Origin of the sequence: Caldinitratiruptor microaerophilus (genome assembly GCF_025999835.1) — a bacterium.
Lineage (GTDB): Bacteria > Bacillota > Sulfobacillia > Symbiobacteriales > ZC4RG38 > Caldinitratiruptor > Caldinitratiruptor microaerophilus.
Genome location: NZ_AP025628.1, coordinates 3,288,388 through 3,305,044 on the forward strand (window position 1 = coordinate 3,288,388; position 16,657 = coordinate 3,305,044).

Sequence of the window (16,657 nt, forward strand, 5' to 3'; positions counted from 1 at the left end):
GCTGACGGCAGGGGAAGTATGGTAGACTCAGGACATGAGAATGATTCTCAGCAAGCCTCCCACGGCGGGAGGCGATCCTGGGCGCAGGAGGGAGGGCGACGGCGTGGTCCTGGTCGTCGGCGGCGACCACCTGGGGTCGATCGCGGAGAACCTGCGCCAGCTCGGTTACGGCGACGTCGTCCACGTGACCGGCCGCAACGAACGGCGGGTGGACATCCCGGCCGGTACCCGCCTCATCCTGGTGCTGGTCGATTACGTGAACCACAACCTTGCCCGGTGGGTCAAGGACCAGGCCAAGGCGCAGGGGATCCCGACGGTGTTCACCCGGCGGTCGTGGAGTTCCGTCTGCCAGAGCCTGCAGAACTGCGGGCTGCCGTGTATTCACGTCGAAACGTGCCCGCGCGCCTCGCGGAAAAGGGTGGCGGGTTAGGTTTCCCACGAACTTGCATATCCATGTACCGGGCTCCCGCCCTGGCTTGACTGGGCGTCTCACGCCGATCTATAATGGCGGCAGTGGTGACCCGGTCAATCCGTTATGCCGTGTCTAACTCTCCAACACCAGTGTGTACGTCGGTCTAGCCCTCCAACCCGGTCACGCACTGGTTTTTTGTGTATATTTCGTTTGTTTTACCTCCAGGGGCGCGGGGAGGGGACCCGTTCATGGCGGCTAGCCCGGAGCGCGTTGTCCTGCACGATTACGACAGCATGGTTGACGAGGACATCGTGGAGTTCGCCCGGGATGGGTCGACGGTCGCGCTGGAGTTCCTGATCAACAAGTACAAGAACTTCGTTCGGGCAAAGGCCCGGTCGTACTTCTTGATTGGTGCCGACCGCGAAGACATCATCCAGGAGGGCATGATCGGGCTGTACAAGGCGATCCGGGACTTTCGCAGCGACAAGCTCACCTCCTTCCGGGCGTTCGCCGAGCTGTGTATCACCCGCCAGATCATCACCGCCATCAAGACGGCCACCCGCCAGAAGCACATCCCCCTGAACTCGTACGTCTCCCTCAACAAGCCCATCTACGACGAGGACTCCGATCGCACGCTCCTGGACGTGATCTCCGGCTCCAAGGTCACCGATCCCGAAGAGCTGATCATCAGCCGGGAAGAGTTCGGTGACATTGAGGAGAAGATGGGCGAGATCCTGAGCGACCTCGAGTGGAAGGTCCTCATGGCATACCTCGACGGCAAGTCGTATCAGGAGATCGCCCTCGACCTGAACCGGCACGTCAAGTCCATCGACAACGCCCTCCAGCGGGTCAAGCGCAAGCTGGAGCGCTACCTCGACCAGCGGGCCGGCGCCGTGGAGCGTGGGCGCGTCTAGCACGTGCCTGCACGCCGGTTTAGCTCAGCGGCAGAGCAACCGCCTTGTAAGCGGTAGGTCGTGGGTTCAAATCCCACAACCGGCTCCAGTTAGGAAACGGGTTTCGGGGATCACGCCCGGCGGAAAAAGGCCCGATGTCGCGACGGATGTAGCAACGGGGCGCTGTTCCGGTCCGGAAACCCGAAAAATGGGGTTCGGTGCCGTTCCCGCCGGCACCGAACCGTAACAGATGGAAACAAGACGGTCCGCAGGTCAGGGCTTCCGTTCCCGCGGCGCTGCCGGAGTACGGGCGCGCCTTATTTCGCGTGCCCATAATCGTGTAAGATCCACGTCTACACGATCTCGAACCGCTCGAGGGCAACGCTCACGCGAAAGATCTGCCCACTGCTCGTGGCCGCGTTGCGGGCAAAGGCGCGTTGGCCCGTCACATTCGACATGAAGAACCGCTACGCTCCCCCCACGGACAATACGGGTGCTCGAACCTGGGCAAGCCGTCCAATCCGTCCGGGACGCCCTGGCGAGGGCAAGTGAGCGAGCGAGCCGGGGGCGGGTGAAGCGACGGGAGCCTCCTGGCCGCTCTGCCGGCGCTTGCGGGTGGCGGCCACGCTCCGGACTCTGCTCGTACCCGCGCCCGAACGGGCGGGATCGCCGGACACGGCCGGACGCCCCCTCCCACGGCGATCCCCGCTTCGCCCGGACCGGCTCATCCCGACCGAGACGCGGCGGCGACGAACAGCTGACTCCCGGCGGCCGGCGCCGGCCTACCGGCGGGACCCAGGGGCCTCTCCAAGGGCGTCCTGGTCCGCCGGGCGGCGGACTGACCGGCTGCCCGCCGGGTGGAGCACCCACTATCTCACACCGGCTCTCGCACAGGCGGGATTGTGACATGGAAGCTGGCGAGATTCTCGAGGCAGTACCGGATGAGCGCGATGGTGCGGTTTCTGTCCGCAGTGGCCGTCCACACGGCTCTCACCCGATCCAGGAGCCTGTCGTAATCCTGTGGAGGGATCCCGAAACCCCAGCCGGAGGTCATGGCAAACCGGTCCAGTCGCAGGAGACGGGTAACGATGCCCATACCGGGCTCGCCTGTGCTGACCAGGCCGAAGTCGGCCAGCCGGTAGGTCTCTCTGCCGAGTGACAGCGCATCCCGAATGACAAGGTACTGGGTGGTGACCTGTTCGATGTGAAACAAGCCCACCCGGGACTCCCCGATCGCCCGGTGCAGGGCGGCAGCCTCCGGGTCGGCCGGGGCGTTACGGGCGCAGAAGTGCACGATCACGGGGCGGCCGTGGCGGCGGACCTCGTACAAGGCGGTGTCCATGACCAGGCTCTCCTCGTTTCCCGACCGGGTGGCAAGCACCCCGCCGGGTGCCAGGAGGCCGAGCCGCTTCGCGGCCTCGGCGAATTCGTCCGGCAGCACCTCCTTCAGGGCCAGGCGATAGATCTGGTTGAGTCGCGCTCTGGCCGACCGGTACGCCTCGAGCACCGGAACGCCGTCGCCTTCCGGTGACTCTGCTGCGGGCAGGCTCAGGCCTGCCGGGGCCGGACCTTCCACGTGCCGCAGTACCTCTACCTGGAGCCGGCCCCTGGGGAGGGGTCCCAGCGTTTCCTCCAAGGCAGCCCGAATGTGCGCGTGGCGGGGGCGGCTGAGCGTCTGGGCGATCAGCCGGCCGGGCAGTAGCTCAACAGTTCCGAAGAACTCACGCCCCGTTCCCTGTTGACCCCGGTAGCGCCAGAAGCAGCGCTGCGGGCTGTCCTCCATGCACGCGAACTCCGGACGCCCGGCCAACTTCTCACGGACAGTGTCGAAGGTGAGGTGGTTCCACTCCTCGGTGTGGACGATGGCTGGCGCGTAACCGCCCCCGGGGCTGGCCGCGAAAATGCGGCTGACCCCCAGTGGCAGGCAACACGAGCCGAAGGCCTGGCCCGAGCCGCAGGGGCAGTCCTCTTCCCGGCCGTACGGGATGAAGACGATCTGGGTCATCACCCTCGGCTTTCCCGTGGGGTCCGGCTCCATCTCCTCCGTCCGTGTCACGTAGAACCCCGGCCCCTCCGGCACAGAGAGCAACTCTTTACCCATGCCTACCTCGTCCCTTCCTTCGAGGACCGCTCACTTCCGCGCGTTTCGATGGAGGTCGTTCTCGCCCATCGACCGGATTCCTTCCCGGAGCCTCCCTGGGGCACGGGTAGTGCGGTGACCTCGCGTCGGGCCGGGCGATATTCTCTCCAGGCTGAACCAGGCGAACCGCTGCCCGCGTTCCCACTTCCCTCTCAGTTCCTCTTGACGCGAAACCGCCCTTGCCGTAAGATATGGAACGCTGCCGGGGAACCCGGCAGCGTCGTGGAGGGGTAGCGAAGTGGCCAAACGCGCCTGACTGTAAATCAGGTGGCTCTGCCTTCGGAGGTTCGAATCCTTCCCCCTCCACCACGTCCACACGCCAAGGGCCGGCGTCCGCGGGACGCCGGCCCGAATTCGTTTTGTTTCGTCCGGCGGAGGGCCCTCCCAGGCCGGCGTCATCGCCGCATCCGGCGTTCGACCCGCGGGATGGACTTCCGCCCGCAGGGACCCCCCATGCGGACGGGGCGGCCGGGACAGTCTGATTCGTGTAGGGTTCGGTGAGGTCGTCAGGGTCAGGCGCCACCCTGCGCAGCGGCCGGCAGGAGCTTGCCATGACGTGCGAGAAGGACACGCTGCTTCGGGCCTGCCGCGACAGGGTGGGCCGGGAAGCGTGCAGAGGAGGTGTTTTTGCATGGCAGGGCAGTTCGCGGGCAAGGTGGCACTGGTGACGGGCGGGGCCTCCGGAATCGGCCGGGCGACCGCGCTCGCCTTCGCCCGGGAGGGCGCGAACGTCGTGGTGGCGGACGTGAGCGCCGAGGGCGGCGAGGACACGGTCCGCCAGATCAAGGCCGCAGGCGGCGACGCCGTCTTCGTTCGCGCCGACGTGTCGAACTCCGCCGACGTCCAGAACATGGTGAAGGTGACGGTCGACACCTTCGGCCGGCTCGACTACGCCTTCAACAACGCCGGCATCGAGGGCGCCCTCGCCCCCACCGCCGACTACCCCGAGGACGTGTGGCACCGTGTGCTGGGCATCAACCTGAGCGGCGTGTTCCTCTGCATGAAGTACGAGATCCCGGAGATGGTCAAGCGGGGCGGCGGGGCGATCGTGAACAACGCGTCCATCCTCGGGCTGGTCGGCTTCGCCAACGCCCCGGCGTACACGGCGGCCAAGCACGGGGTGGTCGGCCTCACGAAGGTGGCGGCCATGGAGTACGCCCAGCGCGGCATCCGCATCAACGCCGTGTGCCCCGGCTTCATCGAGACGCCGATGGTCATGGAGCGCGGGGTTGCAGCCGGCAAGAACCGGGAGGTGTACGAGCAGATCGCGGCTCTGTCGGCGATGAAGCGGATGGGCAAGCCCGAAGAGATCGCCGCCGCCGTGATGTGGCTCTGCTCGGACGCCGCCTCGTACGTGACCGGGACCGCCCTCACCGTGGACGGCGCGTACACGGCGCAGTGAGGTCCCAGCCTCCGGGGGGCGCTGCCGGGCGATCGTGCGGCCGGGGCCCCAGGGCCCCGGCCGCCGTTCACGCCTCTTCCTCATGGACCACTTCCGGTCTCGGGACGGATTCGAACCCCACGGCCGGCGATTCGTTCACGATGAGCCGGAACACGTCGGGCCGGTTGTAGTGACCAATCACGTCGAAGTCGTATCGGGCCTGGGTGATCTGGTCGAGGTCGAGATCGGCGGTGAGGATCCCTTCCCGGTCGTACAGGGGGCCGGCCAGGTACTGCCCGAGCGGGCCGAGGATGGCGCTGCCCCCGCGGCACAGGACCTCGGGGCCGGGGCCGAGGTCCTCCCAGTCGGCCGGCATGATCTGCCGGGTGACGAACTGGTTGCAGGAGAGCACGAAGCACCGGCCCTCGCAGGCGATGTGCTGGATGGTCGCCTGCCAGGTGTCCCGGCAGTCGGCGGTGGGGGCCAGGTAGATCTCGACGCCCTTGCCGTACATCGCCATCCGGGCGAGCGGCATGTAGTTCTCCCAGCAGATCAGGCCGCCCACGGTGCCGAACTCCGTTCGAATCGCGGTGAGGGTGGACCCGTCCCCCTCTCCCCAGATCAGCCGCTCGGCCCCGGTCGGCTTCAACTTGCGGTGCTTCCCCAGGAGGCTGCCGTCCGGACCGAAGTAGAGGAGGGTGCAGTACAGCGTCGACCCCCGGTACGGGCCCGCTCGCTCGATCACGCCCACCGCCACGTAGGCCCCGGTTCGCCGGGCGGCGGCGCCGATGGCCTCGGTGGCGGGGCCCGGCACGTCGACGGCGTTGTCCCAGTACCGGGCGAAGGCCCGGCGTCCTGCCTCGCTGCGGCTCCCGACCACCGTGCCGAACGTGAGCCCCCGCGGGTAGGCCGGGATGAACGCCTCGGGGAACACGATGAGCCGGGTGCCCTGTCCGGCGGCCTCCTCGATCAGGCGGACCGTCTTCCCGACGGTGGCCTCCCGGTCGAGCAGCACCGGAGCGGCCTGCACCACGGCCACGCGAACGCTCGTACCCATGCGGGATCCTCCTCCGGCGTAACGGGATGCCCGGTGCCGCACGGTCAGGCGCCGGGCGATCGCTCCGCTGCTCCCACCGGTGACGGGACCGGGCCGCCGATCCGCCGCAGGAGCCACGGGGCGAGGAGCGTCGCGGCGAGTGCGACGGCGGCGTAGCGCACGAAGTCCCCGCCGGCGGTGTCCGGCAGCACCGCCTTGAGCCCGGCGCGGGCGGCGAGCACCACGGCGAGCCCCAGGGCCACCCGCACGACCTGCCAGCCCGGGCGGGGGTGGGGGCGGTAGCCGATCCACGCCTCCTCCAGCACCGTGCCGGGAAGGAACCCGGTCAGGGCGCCCATGGCGACCGGGAGCTCCTCGGGCTGGATCCGGCCGAGGGCGGGCACCGCCTGGTAGGCGGCGTAGAGCAGGACCGGAATCCCGGCGCCCAGCGCCGCCCGCAGCCATAGGGGCAGGGCAGACAGCCAGCCGCCGGCCCGGCCGTGGACTCGGATGCCGAGCCAGGCCAGGCCCAGGCCGAGCGCCCACCCGCCCACGACGTCGGCCGGCCAGTGCACGCCGAGGTACAGCCGGGACACGCCCACCAGGAGGATGACGGCGGCCGCCAGCCCGGCGAACCAGCGGCGGCGCACGCCGGAGGCGAGCACCGTCCACACCAGCGCGGCGCTCTGCGCGTGGCCGCTGGGGAAGCCGAGGGGGCTGCCGACGTCCACCGGCGCGACCCGGATCCCGCCGGCCGGCGGGCGGGGCGACGCGACCAGGCCCTTGGCGACGCTGGCGACCCAGATGTTGAAGAGGAGCAGGCCGGTCAAGAGGCGGGTGAAGCGGCGGTCGGCCGTCCAGTAGAGGATCGGGACCAGCGCCACGAAGACCTGCTCGGAGGAGAGCTTCGACATCAGCGTCCAGAAGCGCTCCCACCCGGGCCCCGGCATGGTCGCCTGCAGGAAGCGGATGACCTCCACGGATCAGGTCACCTCGAAGAGGCGCTGCTCCACCGTGCCGAGCACCTCGCCGCCGGTCGGGGTCACGAGGATCTCGTCCTCGATCATCGCGGCGCCGACGCCCGGCACGATGAACTTCGGCTCCACGGTCACCACCATCCCGGGGACGAGCTCCTGGTCGGCCCCGGGACCGAGCACCGGCGGTTCGTCCATCTCGAGGCCCAGCGAGTGGCCGATGTACTGGCCCTGGTTCGGGCCGTAGCCCATGAACCAGTCGGCATACCCGGCCCGTCCGGCGTGCTTCCGGGCGACCTCCCACAGCTCGGCGGCGCGCCTACCCGGCCGGATGGCGGCGATCACCGCCTGATGAAGTTCCACGAGGCGGTCCCACAGGTCCTTCAAGCGGGCCGACGGTTTCCCGACGGCGTACGTGCGCGTCATGTCGGCATGGTAGCCTTGCCGGTAGAGGCCGAAGTCGACCACCACGAGTTCGCCCTCGCCGATCACCCGGTCACTGTAGCCCCACGGCTGCGCGGGCCCGAATCCGACGCCGGTGACGGTGAAGGCCGGACCGGAGATCCGCCAGCCGTTGGGGCCGCTCGCCACGACCCGCCCCGCCGCTCCGGTGCCGTCCCAGCGCCGGAAGTAGATCTCCGGGCCGGCGCCGGCCCGCATCGCCCGGCCGAGGGCGCTGGCGGCCACGTCCGACTCCCTCGCGCCGGGCGCCAGGGCTTCGAGGACGCCGGCGTGGACCTCGGCCCACAGCCCGGCTGCGGCGCGCATCGCGGCGATCTCGATGTCGTCCTTGACCAGGCGCTGGTTCAGGACCACCGGGGCGACGTTCTCGAGGCGGTATCCGGCGAGGGTCCGGCCCAGGCTCTCGACCAGCGTGGCGGGCAGGACGTCCTTCTCGATCCCGATCGTCGCCCCCTCACGCGGCAGGAGGCCCCGCTCGGCGAGGTGGTGCCGCATCTGGCCGAAGGACGCAGCGCCGATCACCTGGGGGAGGAGGCTGTCCTGGCGCACCCACTCCTCGACCCGTCGGGCGAAGAGCACCGGCTCGCCCTCGGCGGGCACCCAGAGGTTGCACGGTTGCCCCGTCCCGGCATAATAGAAGACGTCACGGGGATGCTGGATCAGTGCCGCTGCCCAGCCGGCCTCCCGCAAGGCGGCCTGCAGCCGCTCGGTGCGCCGCCGTGCCGCTACCACCGACCGTGTGTCTGCCATGGCTCACACGCGCCTCCCCTGTGGCCCGGTGGGTGGTACCCTGACCGGTTGACCAACCGTTTGGTCGAGTGACACAGGATCGGATTCGAGGCGGCGGGCGGCTTCCCCTGCGCGGCGCGAGCGCGGGAACGGCGCGGCGCGCGGCACGGCGGCAGTAGATCCGGCGCTGGGCGGCGTCCCCCCGGTTGGAGACAAACGGTCTGGACAGATCGCCGGAGCGTGATATAATAGTCACCGGTCTCGGGAACCAGGGCACGCGAGGGCGTGCCGGGAGGGCATCGGGACCACGTCGCGGGGTGGAGCAGTCCGGTAGCTCGTCGGGCTCATAACCCGAAGGTCGAGGGTTCAAATCCCTCCCCCGCAACCAGGCTGGTGTAGCTCAGTAGGTAGAGCACGTCCTTGGTAAGGACGAGGTCACCGGTTCGATCCCGGTCACCAGCTCCAGCGTTTCGCTTCCGGCCCCGGAACGGGGCCGGCAGTTGTTCCAGGACGGGGGTGGCCGCCGTGGCCGCGAAGGGCAATCGCGTCATCATCACGATGGCGTGCACGGACTGCAAGCAGCGGAACTACTCCACGACGAAGAACCGCAAGAACGACCCGGGGCGTCTCGAGCTCAAGAAGTTCTGCCCCACCTGCGGCCGCCACACGCTGCACCGCGAGACCCGGTAGGGTCGGCGCGAGGCCGCGCACGGGTGCCGAACCGCAGGCGTTTACCCGGGGTGCCGTCCATGCTACAATGCGCGGTGGACGCGCACGCCGCAGGGGTGTAGCTCAAGTGGTAGAGCAGCGGTCTCCAAAACCGCAGGTTGCGGGTTCGAGTCCTGCCGCCCCTGCCAACTCAAGAAGCCGCGAACCCGCCAGGCTGTAAGTCTGGCGGGTTGGAATTTATAGGCAGGGGTATGCAGATGTGACTATCTGGGCGGGTTTGCAACCCGTTTGCAACCCTCGTCATTGCAAGTAGTACGCAACCACCGTCTTCAACCACTTTTAGGATCCTTAAGGTGACGTGCCAGTTACGGGTTTGTGGACACCGGGCTACGAACCGGGAGCGGGCGACCACGGTCAGCATCAAGACGAACTCGGCGTAAGAGACAAGGGGCCCTGGATAACCCGGGCTCCTTTCTTGTCTTAGGGCACCGTTTTTCGTATGAGGACCGGAACCGGTCCGGCTTCGCCCTCCTTCGAGAAGATATTCACGCGGTAGACGTACTCTTTGCCGTGCCCTACGCTCGTGTCGTTCCACTCGGTCACAGAGGTGGGGAGTTCGGCCAACAGCTTGAACGACAACCGCGCCACCGAGCGAGCCTCTGGACGCTGGGGGCACGTCGCGCTGGTGATCGCTACTCTTGCCGGCATCCACCAACCGGGTTCACACTCCTTGCCGCGCGGAAGGCCGGTGAGATTTCACTGGTCGCTGCTGCCGACACAGCCTCTCTCCCGAAGGCGGAAAGAGAGTGGCTTGCCTTATTTCCCCGTTCTGTTCCCAACTCACCCACACACCGCTATGCGCTTCGACATAGCGCGATGCCTTGACAATCGGATTGAACAGTGCGCAGCGTCGTTGCCGACTGAACGTACGTCCTCCATAGCGTCAAGTAACTCCGACAGCATGACGCGTTTGTTGCCGAGGCCCTTGATGCGTTCTCTGAAGTTGCTGCCCCTCGCTTCCCGACCATTCCCCGGGGCGACCTTCTTCGCCTTTCACTGGGTTTCGGGTTGCTGGGGAATGGGGCGGATGATGATTTCGACTGCCTGGCCGGGTATCTCCTTGTGGCCTTGTTTGAGAACTGGAACCAGTACGAACCGAGCGGGTAGCGGGGGTGACGCCTCAAAACCGGACGAAAAGGGTACGTCCCCTGTGGGGTGCTTCCGGCTATAACTCAGGCGGACTTCCGCCACGGCCTTGCCGTTTGCAACCCAGTACCTACCGTCGTCCCACGTGAACGGGCGCATACTCACAGTCGCGTTTCCGTCCACCACCTTGACGAACACAGGCGGCGTCGGTGCGTTCACTTGTCCGAGATTGCCCCTCGGTGGCCAAAACAGACCTTGCTGGCGCTGGTTGTTCGCGTCCATGACGTGAATCGGGACAATGAGTCCCCAGGGCTCGACTGTGTACGGCCCGGGAGGAAGCGGCACACCCCATGGTGTGGTGAGAGATGGAACAAGAAGCTGCGCTGTGGCCTCCTTACCAGGGTCCCAGGGAGGCGCGGGGGCCAGTGGTATTGGCGGTGGGTCGCCTTCCACCTGGAAGCGAACTTCACCGTCCCCGAAGCGGTAGACCTTGAACGGCATGTCCGGTTGCGAAGGTTGGGCATAGGACGTGGCGACTGATTCCTCGGTACTGGCCTTGACCCCGCATGCTGCCGCACCGCTGAACAGTGCGAGAACGAGCCCTGCACCGACGACAGCCACAGCGGGAAGTCCGCGCATGTTGAGCACCTCCGTGCTCTCAACATGTACCTCATCGTTCTTCGTGGACTCTGGGCTCGCGGAGGGTACCAGTCCCACCACGATCTGGATTGAAACGAGCCCGGCGTGAGGCCGTTGCCTGGAGCCGAGACGGAACACGGGTGGAAGGCTCTCCCTCCCCCTGTGTCCGCTTTCTGTTCACGATATTGCCTCTGCAATTTGCAGGACTTCCTCAAGCCCCGGGTTCGCGGCATCAACGGTGTGGAGCACGCCGTCGCTGTACAACGTGAGGTGCCACATGTGCTTGGTCCACGGGGGTTCGAGCGGCTTCCCGTCCTCCCCAACTTCGTTGAAGTCGATCTCGGCCACGGTGCCGGTGCGAAACTCGACCGTTCGTCGGCCGTCATTCAAGATGTCTCGCGCGGTCTGTTCCGACACACGCATCTGTCGAACCATCAAGAAGGCTGGTGTGTCGCTTTCACGGTACCAGACCCGTCCGATCCAGCGGTCGCCAGATCCAACATCCATGGACTGGTACAGGGTGCCACCCAGCAGGCGCATGCGGTTGGCGGCGGCCGAGTGGGCGAGAAAGCCGGACATCGTGACCGGAGGCTTGCCCAGAGCCTTCTCCGCATCCACCCGGCTGATGGGCGTTTCGGGGAAGCCCTTATAGTGTCGGCGAATGGACTGGGGAACGGATTCGGCCGCATGTGGTTCTGTCGACTTGAGCTGGTCGGGCGCGTCGTCTTCGGCCGGGGCCGCAGTCCGCGTGGTTGGCTCAGCCTCGAGACGGGAGATGATGCGGGCCGGGGGATAGAGCGTCGCCAGGGCTGCCCCCGTGCCGAAGCTCAGAGCGCTCATGAGCCCGAACGCAGCGACAGGGCGTACGAACGGGCGCACGGTGGCCACCTCCGCCTTCCCACAGTGCACGTCCACGGGGATCGGTTTCGGTCCCGAGGAGCCCCACTACGACCTCGCTGGAGAAGAGATCCACGTGGTGAGTGGCAAGGTAACCGGGGGTGCAGTGAGGTCGGGGATGCCGTCACTCGGTAGCCGTGACCGAAGGGGCGCAGCGTGACGCCTGATCGGATGGAGCAGTCGGTACCATTCCTGCTTCAGCGCTCGCTTCACGGCGGCGTCGAGGGCAGCGTCACGCGTAACCACAAACACATTTCCCCGGGTGGTGAACAATTCGGGCGCGTTCGAGTCGATGACACTACTCCACCCGTCGATCTCGACCCTGTATCTGTACCGCCCCGGATCACTTTCGATCTGGGTGATGCGGATCTTGTCAGCGTCTTCCGCTTCGGGGAAGAAGATTACGTCCAGAATACCCAAGTTGGTCCTCATCCAGGCCGCTTTGTGGGCGCCACCGGGGAAAAAGGACTCCCACTTGGACCGTGCCACCTCTTCCACCTCAACGCCCTGTTTGGATAGCCTTTCCACGAACTGGTTGGAGTCCGCCGACAGGAGAGGCGAGGGGTGATCGCTGTGCTCCCAGACTGACGCACCTCGACACCACACCGCGTAGGTTCGAAGGGGCACCCAGAAGAACGAGTACGCCCTCACCTTTGCCACCCAGTAGCACGGCGCTTTCGTGATGGGATCTACCGTTCCCGGTGGCAGCGGCATCATGTCTGTCACCCGCATTCCCCGAGTGAGACCACGCTCGATGGGGTGATCAAGGACCATTCGGGCGAGTCGAACGGCGTCCTCAGCGAACTGGCGTTGTTCGCCTGAGAACCGAGTCACTCCGGTGGTGAACCGTGGACCCCAGACTCCCACGGCTACGAAAGCCAGCAAAGCTAACGACGCGATCTTCCGCACGGCTTGCCACCTCAGCCACTATTACACACTGACGCCAAACACGAAAACGGCAATCACCGCCACGGTGAACGCCAGGAGCAGACAGACCAGCGCCACGGTCACCGGGTTCAGACGACCGAGTCCGATGAGTTGGGCACCAACATCCGCAATTCGCTCCAGAATGGCTTGCAGGATGTCGATTGGATTTCGCCTCCAGCCGCACTGATGCTGTCCAAATTATGATTCAACACGATCACGGCTACAAGACGGCCTGTGAACGCGCGGTCAGGGTGGTAGATGAGGCATCCTGACGTACGACACGCTGGTACAGTGGGAGCGCCGGCCAAGGTCGCGGGCGGTCACCCGGCCCGGTGGTGAAGGGCCAGGCGACGGCGCGACCGACCTGTTCCGTGGGCCGGCGGCGGAGGGGCATAGAGGAAGGTGCGGCCGTGGGGCTGAACCATAGATTACCGCCCGGAGACCGTTCGAGCCCGGAGGCGAGGGACGTTGGGCCGGCTCGTGGCTCTTCTGGGGGCCGCAGCGCGGGCGGCGGGGAGCGTCGTGATGGTCTGCTGGGGCGCTCGCGGCGAAGAGCGGACGATGCTTCTTTGGGGGTTCGGCTTCCTGGCCTTGTTCGGCATCGCCGCGCGGTCCGCGCTCCGGAGGAACTGGTTCCCGGTACAGGTAATCGCGTAGGTCACGGTGGGGCTGTCGCTTCTCGGCGTCATGAGCGTCGGCGCGCTCATCTTTCCCGGGGCGGTATTGCTGGCCATCGCGTCGTATAGCCATGAATGGGTTATAACGGGAACCGGTGGGTAGAGGGTTCCTCGTCCCCTTCGGACCTGGGCGTCGTCACACGGGCCAACCAGACCTTCTGGCATGTGGATGGGGGCAAACCCATGCGTCTCGTGCAGACAGTGCCTTGGGGGCGCCGGATCGTCAGCTTATTCGCCATGTTTGTGGTTCTTGTCTCGGCGGCACGTGGGGGTGCCCAGTCAGGGTACACCACCGATAGCAAGCTGGACGCGCACCCAGATGAGCCCGTGTTCCGAGACGTCCAGGGGCACTGGGCGGAGGCCAGCATTCGCGAAGCCGTGGCAGCCGGCTACGTGCATGGCTACCCGGACGGCACCTTCCGTCCGGATGCGCCCGTCACCCGGGCCGAACTCCTGGCGCTCACGGTGAAGGCGCTGCAGCAGGCCGGCTACCTGCCGCGGATCCACGTGCCATACGCTGCGGACGAGTTCGACCCCCAGTTGCGGGAGCACTGGGTGGTGAAGCAAGGGTTCCTACCTCTCGCACTGGCGACAACGCCCGGGGCGGGACAATGGCTCCACCTGGTGGACATGGACGCCGCCGCGACCCGGCTGGAGTCCGCGGTCTGGCTTGCGCACATGGCGCGACCAGCTCTGAGGATGCGGCTCTCCATCCTCGACCAACGCCGGGCGGAGAACTGGTCGGAAGCGGCCCAGGCGGCGGCCCGGAAGGGGATCGAGGATGGAGTCTGGCCGTTTCAGGACGCCGTACCCGCGGAAATCAGACCTTACGTGCTGGAGGCGGTTCGCTCTGGCTTGATCGTGGGGCTGCCCAACGGCCGCTTCGGCGGCGATGAGCCCGTCACGCGCGCCCAGTTGGTCGCCATGCTGCAGCGCATGGCGCCGGTGTCGGCCCTGTCTCACGGAGGTCCTGCCGTGCCGGAGCCTGCGCTCCCCGGACGCGGGCGGGTGGTGGGAGCCCGACTGACCTGGTCCCATGGTGCCAGTCGAGCGCCGCGTCCCCTCCAGGGCAGCCGGCAAGAGGACTGGCCCGCGTTGAATCGTCTCATAACCGCTCTCAGCGACGCCGCCCGTTCGGGCGACGTGCTGCCGCCAGAGGGCGTGGGGCGGTTGCCGGTTCCACCGCCACATCCCGTTCATCTGGTTGTGCAATACGCAGACGCCACCCAGGATCGGGTGGAATCCGCCGTCCGGTGTGAGGGGGATCCCAGTGGGTCCCGGCGCTGCGCGGCAGAACCCGATTGGATGATCGTGAACGACCGGGTTGTATTCGCGCCTGCGCTCTGGGAGTACTACCACGGCCAGATGCGCCTGGACATGCCGATGCTCCCCGTGGACGCCGGGAACTGATCACGCCGTCCGTCACCGCCCACGGGGCGAACCCCGGTCGGGCGATCATCCGGGCGGACCACGGTTTCCACGTGAGCCGGGCGCAAAACTTTCTGCAGGGAAACGCGGGGCGGATGGCTAACTTGTCCCGTAGTCGAAGGCGGCGGGGGTGAGCGCCGCCCCCGCAGGTCGTCTTGCCGCGTCCGCCCCGTCTGTCGCGCCTGGGAATATGCAGTAGTGGATAAATGCGGCCGGCCCTGCTATCCTGGTATGTGTACGTGGCCCAGGCCGGTGCGAGCCTGGGCCCACCGGGCAAGCAGGTACGGCCCGCATGCCGCGGCCCTGGGGGTGGTCACGGGGAGTCCCGCCGGATCGGGAACGGGGCGGGAGGTCGCAGGCTTTCCGGAGGCGAGGCCGGTGCCGGCCGGCAGTGCCTCTTGGGAAGGATGGGTTGGTCACTTCAGAACGAGGGGGAAGACAGCGTGCGCAGGTGGATTTCCGTTTTCGTGGTGGCGTCGCTCTTGACGCTTGCCGTCGCGGGCTGCGCCGGCGGTAAACAGCAACAGCCGCAGCAGCAGCCGGGGCAGCAGCAAGCGCAGCAGCAGCCCGAGCAGCCCAAGGAGCAGGTCGTCCGGTTCAACAACGGTACGGAGCCGGAGACCATCGACCCCGGCCTCTCGACGGGCATCCCCGAGGCCAACGTGGAGAACCACCTGTTCGAGGGTCTCATGCGGCTTGACGCCGAGTCCAAGCCTGTCCCCGGCATGGCGGAGCGTTACGAGGTCAAGGACAACGGGACGACCTACGTCTTCTACCTCCGCGACGCCAAGTGGTCGAACGGCGACCCCGTCACCGCGCACGACTTCGTCTATGCCTGGCAGCGGGTGCTCGACCCGTACACCGCTTCGGAATACGCCTACCAGCTGTACTACGTCAAGGGCGCGGAGAAGCTGAACACCGTCCCGCTCAAGGATAAGGACGGCAAGGACCGCCCGGAGGCGGACGTCAAGAAGGACATCGAGGCCGCCAAGGCGGAACTGGGCGTCAAGGCGCTCGACGACAAGACGCTGGAGGTCAAGCTCGAGGCCCCCACCCCGTACTTCCTCAGCGTCGCTGCCTTCCACACGCTGTTCCCGGTGAACAAGAAGGCCGTGGAGAGCGGCCCCGACTGGTTCCGCAAGCCGGAGACGATCGTCACCAACGGCCCGTACCTCCTCAAGGAATGGAAGCCGAAGGAAAAGATCGTCCTGGTCAAGAACCCGAACTACTGGGCGGCGAACGAGGTCAAGATCGACCGGCTCGAGTTCTACCCGGTCGAGGAAGCGTCCACCGCTCTGACCATGTACGAGTCCGACCAGATGGACGTCCTGGATGACGTCCCCGTGGCCGAGATGGACCGGCTCAAGAAGGAGAAGGCCGGTGAGCTGATGATCCGGCCCTACCTCGGGACCTACTACTACCTCTTCAACACCACGAAGAAGCCGCTCGACGACCCGCGGGTGCGCAAGGCCCTGAGCCTGGCCATCGACCGCAACGCCATCGTCACCCAGATCACCAAGGCCGGTCAGATCCCCGCGCTGGCGTACGTGCCGCCCGGCATCCCGGACGTCCAGGGTGACTTCCGCAAGAACGGCGGCGACTACTTGAAGGACAACGACGTCGAGACCGCGAAGAAGCTCCTGGCCGAGGCCGGCTACCCGGACGGCAAGGGCTTCCCGAAGCTGACCATCCTCTACAACACCAGCGAGTCCCACAAGGCCATCGCCGAGGCCATCCAGGAGATGTGGAAGAAGAACCTCGGCATCGAGGTCAACCTGACCAACCAGGAGTGGCAGGTCTACCTGGACACCCGGACGAAGCTGGGCTATGACATCGCCCGGGCCGGCTGGATCGGCGACTACGTCGACCCGATGACCTTCATCGACATGTTCACCAGCACCAGCGGCAACAACGACACGGGCTGGAAGAACCCGCAGTTCGACGACCTGGTAAAGCGGGCCAAGGCCACGGGCGACCAGGCCACCCGGATGCAGCTCATGCACGAGGCCGAGAAGCTGCTGATGGACCAGGCGGTCGTCATGCCGATCTACTTCTACGTCGAGGTGGACCTGCAGAAGCCCAAGCTCAAGAACGTGATCGTCCACCTGGTGGGCGGCCACGACTTCAGCCGGGCGTACTGGGAGAAGTAAGGCTTCGAGAGACCGGGAGGCGGGGAGGTATGCCGGCCCGCCCGGCATACCTCCCCTTCCTGGCGTGAGGGAGGAGCCATCGACCCTACCCGGGGGG

Annotated in this window: 13 protein-coding genes and 5 tRNA genes; 11 read left to right on the forward strand and 7 right to left on the reverse strand. The window is 66.7% G+C overall.

Annotated features, from left to right (window positions below; genetic code table 11):
- The first annotated feature begins 103 nt into the window (after positions 1 to 103).
- The 3 genes from caldi_RS15950 to caldi_RS15960 all read left to right on the forward strand — a co-directional run bounded on the left by caldi_RS15950 (position 104) and on the right by caldi_RS15960 (position 1,414).
- A complete protein-coding gene (locus caldi_RS15950) occupies positions 104 to 430 on the forward strand; it encodes a DUF2325 domain-containing protein (RefSeq protein WP_264842735.1) in 327 nt (108 codons plus the stop codon).
- 230 nt (positions 431 to 660) lie between these two features.
- A complete protein-coding gene (gene sigH / locus caldi_RS15955; RefSeq protein ID WP_264842736.1) occupies positions 661 to 1,326 on the forward strand; it encodes an RNA polymerase sporulation sigma factor SigH in 666 nt (221 codons plus the stop codon).
- Between the two features lie 13 nt (positions 1,327 to 1,339).
- Positions 1,340 to 1,414: transfer RNA gene (locus tag caldi_RS15960), tRNA-Thr, on the forward strand.
- A gap of 765 nt (positions 1,415 to 2,179) precedes the next feature.
- Here the strand turns inward: caldi_RS15960 and caldi_RS15965 are convergent.
- Entirely contained in the window at positions 2,180 to 3,406 is a 1,227-nt protein-coding gene (locus caldi_RS15965; protein WP_264842737.1) for an SEC-C domain-containing protein, read from the reverse strand.
- A 263-nt stretch (positions 3,407 to 3,669) separates the two neighbouring features.
- On the opposite strand from caldi_RS15965, the gene caldi_RS15970 reads away from it, so the two are divergent.
- Both caldi_RS15970 and caldi_RS15975 read left to right on the forward strand, forming a co-directional pair.
- Positions 3,670 to 3,754 (forward strand) — tRNA-Tyr (locus caldi_RS15970).
- A gap of 322 nt (positions 3,755 to 4,076) precedes the next feature.
- Complete coding sequence (locus tag caldi_RS15975; protein ID WP_264842738.1) at positions 4,077 to 4,847, forward strand: SDR family oxidoreductase; 771 nt, start codon at positions 4,077 to 4,079, stop codon at positions 4,845 to 4,847.
- Between the two features lie 67 nt (positions 4,848 to 4,914).
- On the opposite strand, the gene caldi_RS15980 is transcribed toward caldi_RS15975, so the two are convergent.
- The 3 genes from caldi_RS15980 to caldi_RS15990 are packed head-to-tail and all read right to left on the reverse strand — an operon-like array spanning position 4,915 to position 8,048.
- On the reverse strand, positions 4,915 to 5,883 hold the full coding sequence (locus caldi_RS15980; protein WP_264842739.1) for a carbon-nitrogen hydrolase family protein: 969 nt from the start codon (positions 5,881 to 5,883) through the stop codon (positions 4,915 to 4,917).
- A gap of 44 nt (positions 5,884 to 5,927) precedes the next feature.
- Positions 5,928 to 6,842, reverse strand: a complete 915-nt coding sequence (locus caldi_RS15985) for a phosphatase PAP2 family protein (protein ID WP_264842740.1) — start codon at positions 6,840 to 6,842, stop codon at positions 5,928 to 5,930.
- A 3-nt stretch (positions 6,843 to 6,845) separates the two neighbouring features.
- On the reverse strand, positions 6,846 to 8,048 hold the full coding sequence (locus caldi_RS15990; RefSeq protein WP_264842741.1) for a M24 family metallopeptidase: 1,203 nt from the start codon (positions 8,046 to 8,048) through the stop codon (positions 6,846 to 6,848).
- A 290-nt stretch (positions 8,049 to 8,338) separates the two neighbouring features.
- Here caldi_RS15990 and caldi_RS15995 point away from each other — a divergent pair.
- The 4 genes from caldi_RS15995 (at position 8,339) to caldi_RS16010 (ending at position 8,884) form a co-directional block, all read left to right on the forward strand.
- A tRNA-Met gene (locus tag caldi_RS15995) sits at positions 8,339 to 8,415 on the forward strand.
- A gap of 1 nt (position 8,416) precedes the next feature.
- Positions 8,417 to 8,492, forward strand: a tRNA-Thr gene (locus caldi_RS16000).
- A gap of 60 nt (positions 8,493 to 8,552) precedes the next feature.
- Positions 8,553 to 8,717, forward strand: a complete 165-nt coding sequence (rpmG, locus tag caldi_RS16005) for a 50S ribosomal protein L33 (RefSeq protein WP_264842742.1) — start codon at positions 8,553 to 8,555, stop codon at positions 8,715 to 8,717.
- 91 nt (positions 8,718 to 8,808) lie between these two features.
- Positions 8,809 to 8,884: transfer RNA gene (locus caldi_RS16010), tRNA-Trp, on the forward strand.
- Between the two features lie 865 nt (positions 8,885 to 9,749).
- On the opposite strand, the gene caldi_RS16015 is transcribed toward caldi_RS16010, so the two are convergent.
- The 3 genes from caldi_RS16015 to caldi_RS16025 all read right to left on the reverse strand — a co-directional run bounded on the left by caldi_RS16015 (position 9,750) and on the right by caldi_RS16025 (position 12,287).
- Entirely contained in the window at positions 9,750 to 10,481 is a 732-nt protein-coding gene (locus caldi_RS16015) for a hypothetical protein (protein WP_264842743.1), read from the reverse strand.
- 177 nt (positions 10,482 to 10,658) lie between these two features.
- Positions 10,659 to 11,369 (reverse strand): hypothetical protein, encoded by a 711-nt coding sequence (locus tag caldi_RS16020; RefSeq protein WP_264842744.1) that lies wholly within the window; start codon positions 11,367 to 11,369, stop codon positions 10,659 to 10,661.
- A gap of 57 nt (positions 11,370 to 11,426) precedes the next feature.
- The gene (locus caldi_RS16025) at positions 11,427 to 12,287 is read right to left on the reverse strand and encodes a hypothetical protein (protein ID WP_264842745.1); all 861 of its coding nucleotides are present in this window, start codon (positions 12,285 to 12,287) and stop codon (positions 11,427 to 11,429) included.
- 1,022 nt (positions 12,288 to 13,309) lie between these two features.
- Between caldi_RS16025 and caldi_RS16030 the strand changes: the two genes are divergently transcribed.
- Both caldi_RS16030 and caldi_RS16035 read left to right on the forward strand, forming a co-directional pair.
- On the forward strand, positions 13,310 to 14,392 hold the full coding sequence (locus tag caldi_RS16030) for an S-layer homology domain-containing protein (RefSeq protein WP_264842746.1): 1,083 nt from the start codon (positions 13,310 to 13,312) through the stop codon (positions 14,390 to 14,392).
- A gap of 461 nt (positions 14,393 to 14,853) precedes the next feature.
- Positions 14,854 to 16,560 (forward strand): peptide ABC transporter substrate-binding protein, encoded by a 1,707-nt coding sequence (locus tag caldi_RS16035; RefSeq protein WP_264842747.1) that lies wholly within the window; start codon positions 14,854 to 14,856, stop codon positions 16,558 to 16,560.
- The last annotated feature ends 97 nt before the right edge of the window (positions 16,561 to 16,657 follow it).

Excerpts from the sequence above, each read along its gene's own strand:
- sigH (WP_264842736.1), top strand. The coding sequence starts at position 661 with ATGGCGGCTAGCCCGGAGCGCGTTGTCCTGCACGATTACGACAGCATG.
- caldi_RS15965 (WP_264842737.1), bottom strand. The coding sequence starts at position 3,406 with ATGGGTAAAGAGTTGCTCTCTGTGCCGGAGGGGCCGGGGTTCTACGTG.
- caldi_RS15975 (WP_264842738.1), top strand. The coding sequence starts at position 4,077 with ATGGCAGGGCAGTTCGCGGGCAAGGTGGCACTGGTGACGGGCGGGGCC.
- caldi_RS15980 (WP_264842739.1), bottom strand. The coding sequence starts at position 5,883 with ATGGGTACGAGCGTTCGCGTGGCCGTGGTGCAGGCCGCTCCGGTGCTG.
- caldi_RS15990 (WP_264842741.1), bottom strand. The coding sequence starts at position 8,048 with ATGGCAGACACACGGTCGGTGGTAGCGGCACGGCGGCGCACCGAGCGG.
- caldi_RS16015 (WP_264842743.1), bottom strand. The coding sequence starts at position 10,481 with ATGCGCGGACTTCCCGCTGTGGCTGTCGTCGGTGCAGGGCTCGTTCTC.